Consider the following 17,949-nt stretch of genomic DNA (forward strand, 5'->3'; position numbering starts at 1 on the left):
AGGGCAGGTGTGTCGGTAGGACGAGGGTGGTCAGGGGCGCTCGGGGGCGGCCTCTCCCCACGCCCGTGGTGGCGGGGCGGCAGGCGAATGCTGATCAGCCCTTGAGACCGCTGGCCATCGCGCCGCGAACGAAGTAGCGCTGGGCGAGCAGGAACAACAGCAGCATGGGCAGGAGCGACATCAGCGCCGCGGCGGTGACGAGTTGGTCGTTGCCCATGAACTGGCCCTGCAGGCTCATCACCCCGATGGGCAGGGTGTAGTTCTCCGGCGAGGTGAGATAGATCGTGGGCTCGAGCACGGCGCCCCAGGACGCCATGAAGGTGAAGACGCCGAGTGTCGCGAGTGCCGGCTTGGCGAGCGGCATGTGGACCCGCCAGAACACCTGCCACGGGTTGGCCCCGTCGAGCGCCGCCGCCTCCTCGAAGTCGCGGGGGATCGCGAGGAACGTCTGACGCATCAGGAAGATCCCGAACGGCGTCGCCAGCCAGTACGGCACCACCAGCGGCAGCACGGTGTCGAGCCAACCGAGGTGCTTGTACAGGATGAAGTTGGGGATGATCGTCACGACGGTGGGCAGCATCAGGGTGCCGAGTGCCGCGGCGAGCAGCACATCCTTGCCCGGCAGTTTCATCCGGGCCAGCGCGTGGCCCACCATCGCGCTGGTGACCACGTTGCCGACCACGGAAAGGCTCGCGATGAGAAAGCTGTTCCAGGCGTACAGGCCGAAGGGGGCGCGTTCCCACACCTGCGTGTAGTTGGACCACTCCGGCGGGTCCGGAATCCAGATCGGCGGCACCGCGACGTACTGCGCGAAGCTCTTCAGCGAGTTGGCCACGGAGGCGACGAACGGAACGACCATGATCGCCGCACCGAGGCCGACGAACAGGTACGCGGCGGGGTGTCCACGTCGGTTTTGGCGGCGCCGGACCCGGCCGCGCGGACCGGTCTCAGGCATAGTGCACCCACTTTTTCTGCAGGCGGAGCTGGACCAGCGTCAGGAGGAAGATCAGCGCGAACAGCACCCACGCGACCGCCGACGCGTAGCCCATGTTGAAGAACTCGAAGCCCTGCTGGTACATGAAGAGCACCGTCATCTCGCTCGCCCCGTTCGGCTGGCCGGCCGGTTGGCCCCGCATCGGTCCGGTCATCACGTAGACCTGCTCGAATGCCTGCAGGGTGGTGATCGTCGAGAGGACCAGGACGAGGAACGTCGTCCCCGATATCCCGGGGAGGGTGACGCGGCGGAACCGCTGCCAGGCCGATGCGCCGTCGATCTTGGCGGCCTCGTACAGCTCCTCCGGGATGTTCTGCAGACCGGCGAGGAAGAGCACCATCATGTAGCCGACGCCCTTCCAGACCGCGACCAGGGCGAGCGTCGGGATGACGAGCACCGGGCTCTGCAGCCAGGTCGCCTGGGGCAGGCCGAGCCATCCCAGTACGGTGTTGGCCATCCCGAACTGCGGGTTGAAGACCGCGTCGGCGACGTACGCCACGACGACCCACGACGAGATGACCGGCACGAAGTACGCACTGCGCAGTAGCGAGATCCATCGCAGGCGTTGGTTCAGCGCGACCGCGAGCAGCAGCGCGAGGATCGTCTGGGTGGGTACGAACAGCACCGCGAAGTAGGCAGTGTTGAGCAGGCTCCGCCAGAACGCCTCGTCACCGAGCAGGCGGCGGAAGTTGTCCAGCCCGACCCACCTCGGTGGGGAGAGCGTGTCGTAGTCGGTAAGGCTGAAGTAGAGCAGGGCGAGTACGGGCCACGCGGTCAGCACCACCAGGTGTGCCAGGTACGGGAAGGCGAAAACGGTCGCCCATGCCCGCTGACCGAGGCCCGGCCGTTCATCCCCGGTTCTCCTTCCGTCCCGGACGGAGGGGCGACGCCCCTGTTCCACCCGGTCCTCGATGGTCGTCACAGCGCCACCTCCTCCCTCCGTCTGGCGGGGCTGACTCATTTGTTCGCGTAGAAGCGGTCGATGATCTGTTGCGCCTCTCGTTGCGCCTCGGTCAGCGCGTCACCGACGGGCCTCTCCTTCGCGAGCGCCCGGTCGAGCTGGTTCGCCACGGCCGTGGTGTACTCGGTCCACACCGGGTTGAGGCCGAGGTCGTCGGCGTCGGCGAGGGCGTCGAGGAAGGCCTGCCGGTCGGCCGGCGCGGTACCCGGCTTCAGGAACACGTCGGACGCGGCCACCTTCTTGTTGATCGGGATCGCCTCGCCGATTCCGGCCCAGGTGGTCTGTGGTTTCTCGGAGGCAAAGTACGTGATCCACTTCCAGGCGGCCTCGGCCTTCCGCTGGTTCGCGGCCTTGTTGATCACCCAGGAGTTCGCTATCGCCACGTGGCCGCGGCCCGCCGGGCCCTTCGGCATCGGTGCCACGCCGAGGTCGATCTTCGCCGCGTTCGCCGGGATGGTGCGGGCGTAGATGCCGAACTGCATCGCCACCCGGTTGCTGGCGAACATCGTGTGCGGGCTGCCCAGCGCCTTGGTCGTGACCACGTCGGGGCCGGCCTTCTCGGTGTACATCGCGTTCAGCATCCAGTCCAGCGCCGCGCGGCTCTGCGGGCTGTCGACGACGACCTTCCGCCCCCCGTCGGCGACGACGTCCCCGCCGAATGCCTTGATCATCGGCCACCAGCTCTCGGTGAAGCCGGGCGAGTAGACGCGCATCCCCCACACGTCGGGCTTGCCGTCGCCGTTGGTGTCCCGGGTCAGCTTCTTCGCGGCCGCGGTGAGGTCGTCGTACGTCCAGTCCCCGGTCGGCTCGGCGACGCCCGCGTCGGCGAACATCTTCTTGTTGTAGAAGAGCACCGGGGTCTGCGCGCCCTGCGGGAAGCCGTAGATGTGGCCGTCGGAGTCGCGGTTGAGGTCTACGCCGTAGTAGTCGTCGGTGTTGACGGTCTTCACGAAGTCGCTGAGGTCACGCAGGCTGTTGCGGCCGGCGTACTCCTGCACCAGCACCCCGTCGGAGAGCCACACGTCAGGCCCCTTGCCGCCGGCGAGTTGGGTGCGCAGCCGCTTGAAGAAGTCCGTGTACGGCGCCGACTCCAGCTCCAGCTTGATGCCGGAGTTCGCCTTCATGAACTCGTCGGCGAGCGAGCGCATCGTCTTGTCGGCCGGGCCGCCCGCTTCCGCGTAGTAGCCCAGCCTGATGGTCACCCGGCCGCCGCTCTCCTCGTCGCTCGCGCCGCAGCCGATCATCGTCGCGGCGAGCGCCGCGACGCCTGCCAGGGCGACGAGACGCCGGCCTGGCGAGAAGCGTTGCATCCTCATCGTGGATCTCCTTGTGTTGGTCGCCCGGCGGGCAGCGCTCTCGGGTCACCGCCTCGACGGTGCGCCTGGCCCTCGGCCGGTCACGGACTACCGGTCGCGGGCGGCGCCGCACGAGGCCCGGATCGCCAGGCGTGGTTGCAGTTGGGTCTGGTGCACGGGGGCCGAGGCTCCCTGCTCGATGCGTCGCAGCAGGACCTCGGCGGCGAGCTTGCCCACCTCGGTCTTCGGAGGGGAGATGGCGGTGAGCGGCACCTCGCCGAGGTCGGCGACCTCGTCGTCGTAGGCGATCACCGCCAGCCGTTCCGGCACGGTCAGCCCGAGCCGGCGCGCGTGGGGCAGCAGTCCCGCGGCGTCCCGGTCGCCGAGGCAGAACACCGCGGTGATCTCGTTGTCCCTACAGATCTGTGCGTACGCCGCGAGCTGGTCGGACGTCCATTCCTCACGTCGGACCGCGGCGGCCGGGACACGAGGCAGGCCGAAGTCTCCGACCGCGCGGTCGAAGCCCTCCGCCACCATGTCGGCGGTCGCGGTCCGGATCCGGCCGAGATGGCCGATCCGCTTGTGCCCCAGCTCGACGAAGTGCCGTACCGCGGCGTAGCCCCCGCCGAGATGGTTGGTGCAGACGTACGGCGTCGCGTCGTCCGGCGCGGGAGCCGGCGGCCGCCGTTCCACGAGCACGTACGGGACCGGTAGCCGGTGCAGTTGGTCGACGTACTGCTGGGGCTTCTCGATCAGGTGCAGGTTGGGCACGAGCAGCAGGCCGTCGACGTCTGCGGCGAGCAGTTGGTGGATCTGCTGCGCCTCCAGATCCGGGTCGTACTCGGAGCTGGAGAGGATGATCCGGACGCCGGCGGTGGTCATCACCCGCTCGATGCCCTCGATCACCCGTGGGTAGAAGTACGAGGTGGACGGTACGAGCACCCCGACGAAGCGGGCGCTACGCCCGACCTGCGCTGGTATCGCCACCACGTAGGTGCCGGAGCCCTGGCGACGACGTACCAGCCCCTCGTCCACCAGCAGGTTGATCGCGCGGCGGACCGTGTTGATCCCCACCTCGTGGGTGTGGGCGAACTCCTGCTCGGTGGGCAGGCGTACGTCGACCGACCACCTACCTTCGGCGATCTGTTGCCGAAGATAGGCTGCCAGGGCTCGGAATTTCGTCCCTTGAGGGAATGAATCCAAACCATCATTGCCGGTCATGGCTGAGGATTCTTGAGCAGCAGACATACCTCCGTCAATCCCTCCCGGCAAGAATTTTCCCTGCTTTACGCGGCTCGCCGGGCAGGTATGCTCCGGATTGCCATCGACTAGAGGGAATGAATTCATTCCCAAATAGATGCCACGGAAGGTGGGGTACGGCATGCCGACTCTTGGGCCCGAGCGAACCGGGGCACTGGACGGTCTCGTCGTGGAGCGGGTGGAGACCTTTGTGGTCGAACTCCCGACGGTCCGTTCGTTCGAAATCGCCGGAGGGACCGTCGCGACCGTCGGACAGCCCAGCCGGCGGGTGCTGGTGAAGGTGACCGCGGGCGGAGTCATCGGCTGGGGCGAAGCCACCCCGACGCCGTCCTGGACCTACGAAACCACCGAGAGCATCGTCACCACCATCGATCGCTACCTCGCGCCCGCGGTCCTCGGCGCACCGGCGTGGAACCTCGACGCGGTCACGGCAACCTTCGACCGGGTCATCAACCGCGGCTTCACGATCGGTGCGCCGATCGCGAAGTCCGCGATCGACATCGCGCTGCACGACCTCGTCGGACGGGCGACCGGCGTCCCGCTCGGAGTGCTCTGGGGGCAACGTCGCGTCGAACGGATCCCACTCGGCTGGATCATCTCCGCCAAGACCCCCGAGGCGGTCGCCGACAGCGTCACGGAGGGCCACGCCCTCGGGTACACGGCCTTCAAGGTCAAGATCGGGCTGGCCGAGATCGACCAGGACCTCGCGTTCGTCGAGGCGGTACGCCGAGCGGCGCCGAAGGCGGCGATCTGGGTGGACGCCAACCAGGCGTACCAGGTCGACCAGGCACTACAGGTGGCCCGCCGGCTCGCCGAACTCGGCGTCGCCGCGTTCGAGCAGCCGCTGCCGGCCAACCAGATCGCCGGCCTACAACGGCTGCGGGACCACTCCCCCGTGCCGGTCGCGCTCGACGAGAGCCTGCGCCACCCCAGCGACCTCGCCACCTTCGTACGCCTGAACGCGGTCGATGTCGCGATCGCCAAGGTACAGCGCAGCGGCGGCCTCGCCCTGTCCCGGCGGATGTGCGCCCTCGCCGAGGACAGCGGGATACGCCTGATGGGCTCCGGCCTCACCGACTCCGACCTCGGCTTCGCCGCCTCGCTGCACCTGTTCTCGGCGTTCGGCATCGACACGCCCGTCGACCTCAACGGCCGGCAGTTCATCGAGTCCGCCTACGTCGGCGGGGACACGGTCGAGGTACGCGACGGGGAAGCCGCGGTACCCACCGGCCCCGGCCTGGGCGTTGACGTGGACGAAGCCGCGGTACGAGCCCTGGCCGTCGACGTGCTCCGCGCCGATTCGCCGGCCAGGATCCCGACGAAGTCGGTCAGGTGATGGCGAGTAGGTCCAGGCCGGGTCCGACGACCTGGGGTGCCCGTCGTACTGGCCAGCTCGGCCGTCACCGGTGCGAACCCCGACTGGACGACGGTAAGGATCAGCTGCGCTCCTGAGCCCGGCGCCCCCGGACGATCTCTGGTCGGGCCGGTGAGCAGCAATTACAGTGCCCCCGTGACCGCCGACACGATTCCACCGCTGCGGATACGGCTGTTGGGCGGCTTTCGGGCGGAGCGCGACGGAGTTCCGGTGCTGCGGCGCTGGCGCAGGCCCGGGGCGCAGATCCTCGTCAAGCTGCTCGCGGTGGCGCCCGGGCACTGCATGCACCGCGAGCAGGTGATGGAGGTGTGCCGGCCGGGCGCCTCGCGCCAGGCCGCGATGAGCAGCCTGCGGGTCGCCCTTCACACCGCGCGGCACGCGCTGCAACCGGAGCTGCGTCCCCGCGAGGATTCCGCCTATCTGCTTCTGGAGGGCGAGCTGTTGGCGCTGTCCCCGGCGCTGGTGACGGTTGATGCGGACGAAGCGGAGGCGCTGGCACACGCAGCCCTGGCCGAGCCCGAGGCCAGCGGGCGGCGGGTGGCGCGGCTCGCCGCCGCGTTGGAGGCGCTGCGGGAGGAACTGCTCCCCGAGGATCCCTACGCCGAGTGGGTGTCGTCGCGCCGGGCCGAACTCTCCGTGCTCCGCAACCGGGTGCTCCACGCCCTCGCCGACACGCACCTCGCCGAAGGGCGCCCAGCGGAGGCGGGCACCCTGCTCGAGTGGTTCCTGTCCAGCAACCCCGCGGACGAACGCGCCCACGAAGGCTTGATGCGGGCCCTGCTCGCCCTGCGCCGGCCCGAACAGGTCCTGCGGCAGTACCAGCTGGCCCGCGCGGCGCTCGATGCCGAACTCGGGGTACGTCCCGGCGCGCTGATCGAGGAGCTGCGCCGGGCGGCCGCCGCCGCATCCTCCCGGCCGGCCGCCGATGCGCCAGCGCAGCCACCGCTGCATCCGGCCGTTCGGCTCGCGGTAGGGACCCCGCTCTTCGGTCGGGACAAGGCGCTGCGCATGCTCACGAGTCAGGACGATGGCGTTCCCCCGCTCACACTGGTCGCGGGCGAGGCGGGCATCGGAAAGACCCGGCTGGCCGCCGAGGCAGCAGGGACCGCTCACCGGCGCGGGGCGCTGGTGTTGTGGGGAGCCAGTCACGAAGCGGAGGGGCAGACACCGTACGGCCTGTGGACTGAGGCCCTGGACTCGTGGCTCGCCGACCGGTCGCCCCAGGAGCAGGCGGCCGTCGCCGCCGAGTATCCCGTACTCGCCAGCCTGGTGCCCGCCCTCGGCCCGGCGCTCGCCACCGACGTCGGACCCGAGGAGAAGCGCGCCCGCCTTTTCCTCGCGGTCGGTGGTCTGCTGGACCGCCTGGCGGCAGCCTGCCCCCATGGCGTCCTGGTGGTGCTGGACGACCTGCACGCCGCCGACCTCGCTTCGATGCAACTCCTGTATCACCTCGTCCGTCGTCCCGGGTCGCGGGCACGGCGGTTCATCGCGACGTACCGCGAGGAGGACCTCACCGTCGACTCGGCGCGCCGGCGCGTTGTCGACGCGGCGGTGCGCCAGGGCCTGGCGAGGCGACTGGACCTGATGCGCCTGAGCGAGCGGGATTGCGGGCGGCTGGTGGCCGGACTGTGCGGTGAGGCCAACCCCTCCCCGGACTGGGTTTCCGGCGTCTTTCGGCTCTCGGCGGGCAATCCGCTGTTCGCCGGTGAACTGGCGAGATTTATCAGCAGCGAGCTGCCTTCCCCGTCCGCGACCGCGCTTGGGTCCATCGGCCTCCCCGAATCGGTCCGGGGGGCGGTCGAGGCCCGGCTGGATCGTCTCGACAGCGCGGCCCGCGACGTCGTCGACGTGCTCGCCGTGGCCGGTGGGGACGTCTCCCTGATCGAAGCCGCGGATGTCGCCCGGTCGGGGCTGCATCCACCGCTCAACAGTCCGCAGTTCGCCGTCGCCGTCGACCGGATCCTGGCCGCGGGCCTGGTCGAGGAACGTGATGTCGCCCTGGCCGGCCGGAACGTACCCGGGTACGCCTTCCGGCACCCGCTGGTCCGGCTGGCCTGTTACGAAAGGCTCACCGCTGCCCGCCGCCGGGTCATGCACGGCGCCTACGGCGACGCGGTGCTCCGGCACCGCCCGGATGCGGTCGACGCGCTCGCTTTCCATTTCGTTCAGGCGGACGACCCGCGCGCGGTGCCCTGGTTGCGCCGGGCCGCCGAGCGGGCCGCGGCGCTGTATGCCAACGACAGCGCAGACCGCTACTACACCGAACTGATCGTGCGGCTCACCACCGACGATACGCAGGCGGCGGATGCCCGGCACGACCACGGACTGATCCTGCGTCGGCTGGCCCGCTACCCGGAAGCGGAGCAGGCGCTGCGTAGCGCGCTGGGAACCCGGTTGCGTGCAGGGTCGGTCGACGCGGCCGTGCGATCGCTGGCGGCCCTCGCAGAGGTGTTGTGCTCGGCGGGCCGTCCCAAGGAGGCACGGGCGCTGCTGGACGACTCCACGACCTCGCCCGATGACGTGTCGGCGGGCGCGCTGGCCCTGAAGAAGCTGGCCTCGTCCTTCGCATACTTCCAGCTCGGACGGTACGAGCACTCGCTGGCAGCGGCAGTCGACGCCGAGGCTGCGGCCCGCGCGGCGGTCGGAGGCGCCGACCGGGATCAGGTGCCGCTGCTGATGGGCCGCGCCACCGGCAACCGGGCGCTCGCCCTGGCAATGCTGGCTCGGCCGGCCGCGGCGCAACAGGCGGCGCTCGAGTCGCTCGAGCACGCCGAACGGGCCGGGGACGTCAAGCTGTTGACGACAGTGCTCTCGATGCTCAGCAACCTCGCACTCGAGGCCGGAAACCATGGGGCGGCGCGCGACTTCCGAATCCGGTCGCTGGGCATGGCCGAGCGCGGCGGGGACCCGACCATGATCGCGTTCGAGCGAGGCAACATGGCGCGACTGGACCTGGTCACCGGGAACATCGAGGCCGCACACGCGGGTGCGGTCGCCGCAGTCGAGCTCGTGCGACCGTTCAGCCCCTCGTGGTGCCTGGCCCCCTGCCTCGTGCATCTGGCGGAGGTGTCGGTCCGTCGGGCCGACTGGGCGGTCGCTGACGCGGCGCTGCGCGAGTGCGCGGAGCTCGCCGGACGCAGCGGTGACGCCCAGGTACTCGACGCAATCGACCGGATTTCGGCGGAGCTTGCGCAGGCCAGAGCCGCCGCGGGATGAGGGCGACGCCCATAGCGGCCGGGTAACGAGGCTGTTAATGGCCGGGTAACGCCCCCGCTCTACGGTGCGCGCCGGAACCCGATGCGATCGTGAGGCGCGCCATGCACATCCCCACCCCGTCGGCCAAGGACGTACCCGCCGTCATGGTCGTAGATGCCGGCGGTGAGCCCTGGGAACAGGTCGAGCCGCTGCTCGCCCGCCGGGTGGGGGAGCTGCCTCCGGCAGCCGTGCTGGAGCTCATCGCCTCGGAGCCAGGGGTGTGTGCCGCCCTGCCGCACTGGTGTGCGGAGCGCGGGCACGCCCTGGAGCCAGGCGTGCCGGACGGCGACGCGTCGGTGTTCCGCATCCGCAGGGACGACCTTTCACCTTTGGAGTTGCGATGAGAACCCCGGCACGTGTGTGGAGATTCGGTCCGGCCAGGCGAAGTCGCCTCGCCGGTAGGCTGGTCGGCGGTCTGGCGTCGATCGCGTTGGCTGCGTCGGTGCTGGCGTTGACCGGCACGGCGGCGCAGGCTGTTGAGCCACAGGCGAAGGCACAGGACAAGATCCGGCCTGCCCTGCTGAACAAGCTCAAGGCGAAGGGCCAGGCCGACTACTGGGTGCGTCTGGACACCCGGGCCGACCTGTCGAAGGCCAGCCAGATCAGGGACTGGAACCAGCGTGGCAGCGCGGTGGCGAAGGCGCTGCGGGAGCACGCGGAGGTCAGCCAGGCCGGTATTCGTGCCCGGCTGGACCGGGCGAAGGTGGAATACAAGGCGCTCTGGGCCACGAACGCGATCCACGTGACGGGTGGTTCGCTGAAGATGGCCGAGCAGTTGGCGGCGGAGCCGGCGGTGGAGTCGCTGTGGCCGGTCGTCAGTTACGCGGCGCCCGAGCCGGCGGCGGGCCAGGATGTTGCCGAGGTCAACTCGGTCGAGTGGGGCATCGCCAACATCAATGCCGATGACGTGTGGGCGAAGTATGGCACGAAGGGTGCCGGCATCGTCGTCGGGAGCATCGACACCGGCGTCCAGTTCGACCACCCGGCGTTGGTGAAGCAGTACCGTGGCAACAAGGGTGACGGCACGTTCGACCACAACTACAGTTGGTTCGACGCTGCGGGGACCTGCGCGGGTGCGCCGTGTGACCGAAACGGGCACGGCACGCACACGACGGGCACGATGGCCGGCGACGACGGCGGCAGCAACCACATCGGGGTCGCCCCGGAGGTGAAGTGGATCGCCGCCAACGGCTGCTGCCCGAGCTCCACCGCCCTGATCGAGTCCGGTCAGTGGATGTTGGAGCCGACGGATCTGAACGGGCAGAACCCGGACGCCAGCAAGCGGCCGCACGTCATCAACAACTCGTATGGGTCCAACGTGCCGTCGAACGACCCGTTCATGGAGGACATCAGCCTGGCGTGGACCGCGTCGGGCATCTTCGGGGCGTGGGCGAACGGCAACAACGGCGGCGGCTGTAACACGAGCGGCTCGCCGGGCAGCCGGATCATCAACTACTCGGTCGGCGCGTACGACGCGAACAACGCCATCGGCTCGTTCTCCTCGCGCGGGGCGGGCCAGGACGGTGAGATCAAGCCGAACATCTCCGCCCCGGGCGTGAACGTGCGCTCCAGCGTGCCCGGCAGCGGGTACGCCAGCTACAACGGCACCTCGATGGCCACCCCGCACCTGGCGGGCGCGGTCGCCCTGTTGTGGTCCGTCGCGCCGGCCCTGGCAGGTGACGTCGAAGCGACCAAGGCCCTGCTCGACGACACCGGCATCGACACCCCGAACAGCCAGTGCGGCGGCACCGACGACGACAACAACGTCTTCGGCGAAGGCCGACTCGACGCCCTCGCACTGGTGAGCCAGGCCCCCGGCCGGGTCAGTGGTCTGATCACCGACACGACGACGGGCAGGCCGATCTCGGGCGCAACGGTCACCGCCGGCGCCGTGACCGCCCGCTCCGACAGCGAGGGTCGCTACCGGCTGCCGGTGACGGACGGCGAACACACCCTGACGTTCGGCGCCTTCGGCTACGCGGACGCCACCGCCGTCGTGTCGGTCCGCCCTGGTGAGCCCGTCACCCGCGACATGGCGTTGACCCCGGTGCCACGGGTTCACGTCCGCGGCACGGTCACCGACGGCTCCGGGCACGGCTGGCCGTTGTACGCGAAGATCAGCGTGCCCGGTGACCCCAATGCCCACTACACCGACCCGTACACGGGCCGGTACGACCTGCTGCTCCCTGCCAACCGCAGCTACCAGCTGACCTTCGACCCGGACCTGTCCGGCTACCCGTCGGCGCCCCGGGAGGTGGCCGTCGGCGGTGACGACATCGCGTTGGACGTTGCCGTGCCGTATGACACCCAAGCCTGCACCGCGCCGGGATACGCGGTCAGCTTCGACGGGCTGAGCCAGTCGTTCGACGCCTCTGCCCGGCCGGACGGCTGGACCGTGACGGACGCGGCCGGCAACGGCGAGGTGTGGCGGTTCGACGATCCGGGCAACCGGAGTAACAGGACGAAGGGCACGGGCTACTTCGCCACCGTGAACAGCCTCGTTTACGACCAGGCCCGCACCCAGGACACCGCCCTCACCTCACCGGTGGTCGACCTGAGCGGCGTGGAGACCGCGACCCTGCAGTTCAACACCTACCTGATCGGGACCTACAACCCAGCGCCGGCCCACGTCTACGTCGAGCTGTCCGTCGACAACGGAGAGAGTTGGGTGACGGTCTGGGAGAAGGACAAGGTCAGCGTCTCCGGCTCGCTGCAGACCCTCGCGGTACCGCAGGCCGCGGGCAAGTCCCAGGTCCAGCTCCGGTTCCGGTACACCGGCGGCGGTCGCAACACCTGGCAGGTGGACAACGTCAACCTGGGTAGGCGCTCCTGCGTGCCCCAGCCGGTCGGGCTGGTCGCCGGCCAGGTCACGGATGCCAACACCAGCGCCGGGCTCAACGGCGTCAAGGTGGCCGCCACCAGCGGGACGCCGACGGCGACCAGCAAGGGCACGCCCGACGACACCGCGCTCGGCGACGGCTTCTACACGCTGATCGCGCCGTCCGGGGAACACTCCTTCACCGCCGGCGCCAGCCGCTACACGACTGTCACCAAGCCGCTCGCGGTCACCGCGCACGCGGTCGCCAAGGTTGACTTCCCGCTCCCCGCGGGGCGGCTCGCGCTGTCGGGTTCGGTCGACCAGACCGTCCATCTGGGCGGCAGCGCGACCGCCTCGGTCACGGTCACGAACACCGGCGGCGCTCCCGCCAGCGTGACGCTCAACGAGGCGAGTGGCCGGTTCTCCCTGCTGACCGCCCCCAGCGCCACCCCACGCAGGGTCCAGGCCACGACGTCCAAGCACGCCTTCGCCGGCACCACCCTGACGCGGAGCGCCGTGCCGTCGGCGGCGAGCGGTACCGCCTGGGTGTACGGCCCGAGCACTCCCAACGCGTTGATGGACAACGTCGTCGCCGCGTACGACGGCAAGGTGTACACCGTCGGCGGCGTGGCGATGAGCCCTGTCGGGCAGATCTCCCTCACCGACAAGGGGTACGTGCTGGATCCGCGCGGCGGCGGCTGGAAGCCGATAGCCAGCCAACCGACGATCCGGGACAAGGCGAACGGCGCCTTCATCGACGGCAAGCTCTACATCACCGGTGGCTGGTCGGCCGCGCGGGACGGCTCCACCGAGCCGGGCCTGGACATCTACGATCCGCGCAGCGACACGTGGAGCACGGGAGCGCCCATCCCGACCAGCTACGCCGCCTCTGGTGTGGCCACGCTCGACGGCAAGCTGTACCTGGTGGGCGGCTGCACCGACACCTGCGGCAGCAAGGACGTCTGGGTCTACGCGCCCAGCACGGACCGGTGGCAGAAGGCGGCCAGCTACCCGGAGCTGACGTCCTGGCTCTCCTGCGGGACCATCGCCGGCAAGATCTACTGTGCTGGCGGCGCCACGGAGGACCAGGACAGCAAGAAGACGTACGTCTACGACCCGGCAAGCAACGCCTGGACGAGGGCGGCGGACATGCCGTACGGCGCTTGGGGCGCCTCCTACAGCGCTGCCAACGGCTTGCTGATCGTCTCCGGCGGCGTCAACGGCGACTGGATCAGCATGGAGAACTACGCGTACGAGGCGAGCACGAACACCTGGTTCGCGCTCCCGTCATTCACCGTGCAACCCACCTACCGGGGTGGCGGGGCGTGCGGCTTCTACAGCGTCGGCGGTGGCTACGGTGAGCCCGGCTGGCTCACCCGGGCCCTCCCCGGATTCGACGTTTGCGACGAGGGCGACGCATCGTGGCTGTCGCTGGATACGCAGCGGCTCACCGTGCAGCCGAACGCGTCCGTCACGGTGAAGGTCACCCTGAACGCCGGTGCCGTGTCGATCACGCAGCCCGGCGACCTCACCGCCGAGATCGCGGTGGACTCCGACACGCCGTACCGGGTCGCTCCGGTCGGCGTCACCATGCACGTCACCCCACCCAAGACCTGGGGCAAGGTGACCGGCACGGTGACGGGTGTCGACTGCGACGGCACGCCGATGCCGCTGGCCGGCGCGTCGGTGCAGGTCGTCACCTCGGATGCCAGCTACCCGCTCTTCACCGACAAGGACGGCCGCTACGCGCGGTGGCTCGACACGAAGTACAGCCCGTTGACCGTCATCGCCGCCGACAAGGACTTCGAGTCGGAGAGCCGCAAGGTCAAGGTCAAGGCGGGTGCCACCACCGCGGCCAACTTCACCCTGAGATCCTCCCTCTGCGCCGGCTGAACACACGCGTACCAGGGCGTCTCCTGCCCTGTGCGTCGCAGCTGGGCCCGCACCGCCATCCGACGGTGCGGGCCCAGCCCGTTGTGCCGGAGGTACGCCGGTCGCGCGGGGCCCCGGCGAGTGCGTTCCGGTGGGACCGGCTTGGAAGGTTGACCTCCTCCCCCACGGCGAAAGCCGGCGGGATCCCGGGGTTGAGGCGCGTTCACGTCGGCGTTGTTACGTCACCCGCGATCAACGACCGATGAGGTTCTCTTCGGATGGAACGTGCGGCGGCATGCCCGGCGGTGAAACGGGCTCGTCGCGTCGTGCCTCGCTCAGCTGCAGTGCCGTCGCAGATGTCGGGCAAGGGCCCGCCCCGCCGGACGGCGGGACGAGCCCCTTGCTCGTCGGTCCGTCAGGCCTTGTCGGGCCGTTCGGTGACGCGGATGGCGTTGACCAGCGACTTACCGCTGGTCGCCGCGAACCGTACGTTGAGCACACCGTCGGTCACGGTGACCGTGTAGGTCCGGGTGACCGCCGCGTAGGCACCGGCCTCGTACGCGATGTCGAGGGACGGCAGTACCTCGACGTCCTCGGCGAGGACGTCGAAGACCCGCTGGCCTGGCTTGCTGCTCGACACCTCGGCGAAGTCCAGCTCCACCGTGTAGACGCCGTTGGGCACGTTGTCGAACCGGTATTCGTACATGCCCTCCCGCGCGTTCTGGAAGAGCGCCGGGTCATCGGTGCCGCTGATGGCCCGAGTCGTGGCCTTGATGCTCGACGTGCCCTGGTAGCCGAAGGAGCCCGCCGTGTACTTCTGGTCCTGCTGCCAGGTGTCGCCGAGGGTGTCCACGGCGGTGCCGGAGGCACCGGCGTCGAGCGCGGCCTGGTAGCGGGGCACAACAACCTTCACCGGAACGCTGATCACCGGTGCCCGACCGCTGTCGGAGTTCACCTGCACCGTGGCGGTGAGCACCTCGCCCGCTGGGTACCCGGCCGTGTCGACCGAGAGCTTGCCGGTGGCCTTCGCGCCCGTGGCCAGGTCGCCGCCGGTCAGGCTGACCGCCAGCCACGGGGCATCCTCGACGACGGTGTACGCGGTCGGGAAACCCGAGTTGGACAGCTCGAACGCGCGGCTGCGCTGCTGGCCGACGGGCACCACGATCTCGTAAGCGTCATTGGCGACCGCCACCTTGCCGGTCTTGAGCGCCTCGGACACCGTCGCGACGCCGCCCGACTCGAGCGTCACCGCCTGCTCGAAGGGCTGGTACGCCAGGGCGGTGAGCTTGACCGAGGTCGCACCGGACGGCGCCTGGACCAGGTATGAGCCGTCCGGCCTGGTGGTGGCGGTCACCGCCGTGTCACCCGTGCCCACGGTGACCGTCGCCCCCGCGACGGCTTCGCCGTCGTTGGCGTCGAGCACCGCGCCCCGCACCACGCCGGTCTTGCTGGTCCGGAAGTCGATGCTGAAGCCGTCGGAGAGCGCGCCGGCCGTGTTGTAGGAGTACTGGAACGCATCGGTGCCCGTAGCGTTCTCCAGGCCGATGGTGGCGCTGGAGCCGGACTCGAGGCCGGTGCTGGCGATGTCCTTGTAATGGTAGGAGATCGTGCCGTTCTCGCCGATGACGACGGAGAACGAGAACCTCTCGGATTGGGCCGACCAGTGGGCGACGTTCCGCCACTCGACGACGAACGCGCGGTGCGGGGTGGTGCCGATGACGCCGGTGTAGACGCCCGCGGTGCTCGCGTTCACGATCAGGTCGTCCCAGAACGGGTAGAGCGCGGCGTTGGGCGTGGTGGTGCGGGGGATGGTGTTGTTGGCGCTCGAGGTCGAGTTCGAGCCGAAGGTCACCACGCCGTTCGTGGTTATCCAACCGGAGGTGTAGGTCGCGCCGTACAGCGGGACCGGGAAGGGCAGGGTGATCGCCAGGCTCGCCGTGTCGCCGGTGAGGGTCGTCTTGTCCGTGCCCGCGACGTAGTCGCTGCCCTTGGCCGCCGCGCACGCGTACCCGAAGGTGTCGAGGCGGTCCGGCAGGGCGATGTTCACCGTCGTGTCGGCGGCCAGCTCGACGTGCGCGGTACCCGCTGCGGCACATGCGGACGAGGACGTGGCACCCAGGTCGTACGCCCCGAGCGGCAGGGTCACCTCGTAGTGACCCTGGGCGTCCGCAGTGGCGGTGACCGGGGTGTCCTTCACGGTGATCGCCGCGCCCGCAGCGGGGCCGGCGTGGGACGTGACCGTTCCCGAGACCTTCGCCGACGGCGCCTGCTCCAGCGCGAAGTTCCGGGTGGCGGTCTGCCCCTGCGTGATCGTGACAGCGCCGGTGCCCGAGCGGTAGCCGAACTTGGTGACCGTGAGCGTGTAGTCGCCGACGGAGAGCACGGGCAGCGCGAACGTGCCGTCGGCCGCGGTGTTGAGGGTGCGGTCCATCGGTCCGTCCACGACCACCTTCGCCCCGGCGATGGCCGAGCCATCCGAGGTGACCGTGCCGTTGAGCGCTCCGGTAGCGCCGCGCGGCGTGGCGGAGACCGCCGCGAACGCGTCGAGCCGGCCCTCACCGAAGACGTTGTTGTCGGCCGCGGTGCCGCCACAGGTGGTGTTGTCGACGTCGATGGCGGTCTGGTCGAGCAGCGCCTCGGTCTGCGCCACGTCGCCCTGGGTGGCGGGGGACGCCGACCACATCAGCGCGACCGTGGCCGCGGTGTGGGGGGAGGCCATCGACGTGCCGGAGATCGCGTTGTATCCGCCGTTCATCCAGCTGGAGCGCACGTTGACGCCCGGCGCCGCGAGGTTCGGCTTGACCGTCCCGTTCTCGCCGGTGCCCCGGGAGGAGAAGCTCGCGATCGTGTTGTTGGTGTCGAACGCGCCGGAGCTGTAGCTGCTCACGTACGAACCCGGCGAACCGCTGGTGTTGCAGCCCGGTCCCGCGTTGCCGTTGGAGAACGCCGGGAAGATGCCGGCGGTCCGCCAGGCGGCAACCACTTCCTGGTACCAGGGGTCGTAGACGTTGGCGCCCCAGGAGTTGTTCACCACGTCGGGGGCCAGGTCGGGGCGCGGGTTGGCGCCGGTCAGATCCGTGGGCGCGACGATCCACTGCCCGGAGGCGAGCAGCGAGGCGCGGCTGCAGGAGCTGGATTCGCAGCCCTTGGCGGCGATCCACTTGGCACCGGGCGCGACGCCGACCTTGTTGGTGCCACCGTCGTCGCCGACCATCGTGCCCATGGTGTGGGTGCCGTGGCCGTTGTTGTCGCACGGCGCGGCACCGGAGCACACGTCGGCCGGGTCGAACCAGTTGTAGTTGTGGTTGTAGGTGCCGTCGGCGTTGAGGCCGCGGTACTGGTTCTTGACCGCCAGGTGGTCGTACTGGACACCAGTGTCGATGTTGGCGACCACGATGCCCTCACCGCGCACCCCGAGCTCGTTCCAGACCCGGGGAGCGTTGATCCGGTCGACGTTCCACTCGATCGCGTCGACCGTGGGCTCGGTCTCGCCCGCGATTGGCCTGTCGATCGTGATCTCGTCGTCCGCCGTGATCCGCGCGACCTCGGGTAGCTCAGCCAGCTTCCCGACAAGCTCCGCACCGCCGACCGCCTGGAGAGAGTTGTCGATCCAGAAGGAGGTGTAGTCGGCTCCCGCCGACTCCAGCACCTTCACCACGTTGGCCTGGGACGTCGTGGCCTGCTGCTGCTTCGCCGCCAGGACGGCCGCCGCCTTCTCGGCCCTCGTCCGGGCCTTCGTCGCCACCTGCAGGTCGGCGTCGCGGTCGAACTCGATCCAGAAGCTGACCTTCTCCTCCTTCTGGAGCTGTCCGAGCAGTTCGGATTCCGCCTTCCGCTCGACCGCGGTCTCGTCCGTGACCGGCCGGGCAAGTGCGGTGCCGCCGGCGAGCGGCAACAGCGCGAGTGAGGCCAGGGCCGCGATGGCCACGTGCAGCGGCTTTCTTTGTCTTGACACGAGGTCTCCTTCTCGGGTACGGCGGGAGTCGCCCGCTGTGGGGGTGCAGGAAACGGGGTACGGCTCACCGCCCGTGCCAGCGGCCTCATTCATCGAGCCATCTGCAAGCCTCGATTAAGAGCTGGGCGTGATCAAGCGATGACAATGGCTTATGAATGCCATGG

At 69.7% G+C, this 17,949-nt stretch carries 9 protein-coding genes; 4 read left to right on the forward strand and 5 right to left on the reverse strand.

Annotated elements, in window-relative coordinates:
- Nucleotides 1-94 precede the first annotated feature (94 nt).
- The 4 genes from ACGF5C_RS21825 to ACGF5C_RS21840 all read right to left on the reverse strand — a co-directional run bounded on the left by ACGF5C_RS21825 (nucleotide 95) and on the right by ACGF5C_RS21840 (nucleotide 4,471).
- Nucleotides 95-955, reverse strand: coding sequence for a carbohydrate ABC transporter permease (locus tag ACGF5C_RS21825; RefSeq protein ID WP_393304230.1), 861 nt, complete (start codon nucleotides 953-955; stop codon nucleotides 95-97).
- Nucleotides 948-1,916 (reverse strand): carbohydrate ABC transporter permease, encoded by a 969-nt coding sequence (locus ACGF5C_RS21830; protein WP_393304232.1) that lies wholly within the window; start codon nucleotides 1,914-1,916, stop codon nucleotides 948-950. The genes ACGF5C_RS21825 and ACGF5C_RS21830 overlap by 8 nt, the downstream gene beginning before the upstream one ends.
- A 35-nt stretch (nucleotides 1,917-1,951) precedes the next feature.
- On the reverse strand, nucleotides 1,952-3,271 hold the full coding sequence (locus tag ACGF5C_RS21835) for an ABC transporter substrate-binding protein (RefSeq protein ID WP_393304234.1): 1,320 nt from the start codon (nucleotides 3,269-3,271) through the stop codon (nucleotides 1,952-1,954).
- Between the two features lie 87 nt (nucleotides 3,272-3,358).
- Nucleotides 3,359-4,471, reverse strand: a complete 1,113-nt coding sequence (locus ACGF5C_RS21840; RefSeq protein WP_393304236.1) for a GntR family transcriptional regulator — start codon at nucleotides 4,469-4,471, stop codon at nucleotides 3,359-3,361.
- 160 nt (nucleotides 4,472-4,631) lie between these two features.
- Between ACGF5C_RS21840 and ACGF5C_RS21845 the strand changes: the two genes are divergently transcribed.
- The 4 genes from ACGF5C_RS21845 (at nucleotide 4,632) to ACGF5C_RS21860 (ending at nucleotide 13,851) form a co-directional block, all read left to right on the forward strand.
- The gene (locus tag ACGF5C_RS21845) at nucleotides 4,632-5,846 is read left to right on the forward strand and encodes a mandelate racemase/muconate lactonizing enzyme family protein (RefSeq protein ID WP_393304238.1); all 1,215 of its coding nucleotides are present in this window, start codon (nucleotides 4,632-4,634) and stop codon (nucleotides 5,844-5,846) included.
- A gap of 174 nt (nucleotides 5,847-6,020) precedes the next feature.
- Nucleotides 6,021-9,101, forward strand: coding sequence for an ATP-binding protein (locus ACGF5C_RS21850; RefSeq protein WP_393304240.1), 3,081 nt, complete (start codon nucleotides 6,021-6,023; stop codon nucleotides 9,099-9,101).
- Nucleotides 9,102-9,190: 89 nt separating this feature from the next.
- Entirely contained in the window at nucleotides 9,191-9,484 is a 294-nt protein-coding gene (locus tag ACGF5C_RS21855) for a sulfurtransferase TusA family protein (RefSeq protein WP_393304242.1), read from the forward strand.
- A 98-nt stretch (nucleotides 9,485-9,582) separates the two neighbouring features.
- Nucleotides 9,583-13,851, forward strand: coding sequence for a S8 family serine peptidase (locus ACGF5C_RS21860; RefSeq protein ID WP_393304244.1), 4,269 nt, complete (start codon nucleotides 9,583-9,585; stop codon nucleotides 13,849-13,851).
- Between the two features lie 394 nt (nucleotides 13,852-14,245).
- Here ACGF5C_RS21860 and ACGF5C_RS21865 read toward each other — a convergent pair whose 3' ends face one another.
- On the reverse strand, nucleotides 14,246-17,785 hold the full coding sequence (locus ACGF5C_RS21865) for a S8 family serine peptidase (RefSeq protein WP_393304246.1): 3,540 nt from the start codon (nucleotides 17,783-17,785) through the stop codon (nucleotides 14,246-14,248).
- Between the last annotated feature and the right edge of the window lie 164 nt (nucleotides 17,786-17,949).

The organism is Micromonospora sp. NPDC047620 (assembly GCF_043205005.1).
GTDB lineage: Bacteria > Actinomycetota > Actinomycetes > Mycobacteriales > Micromonosporaceae > Micromonospora.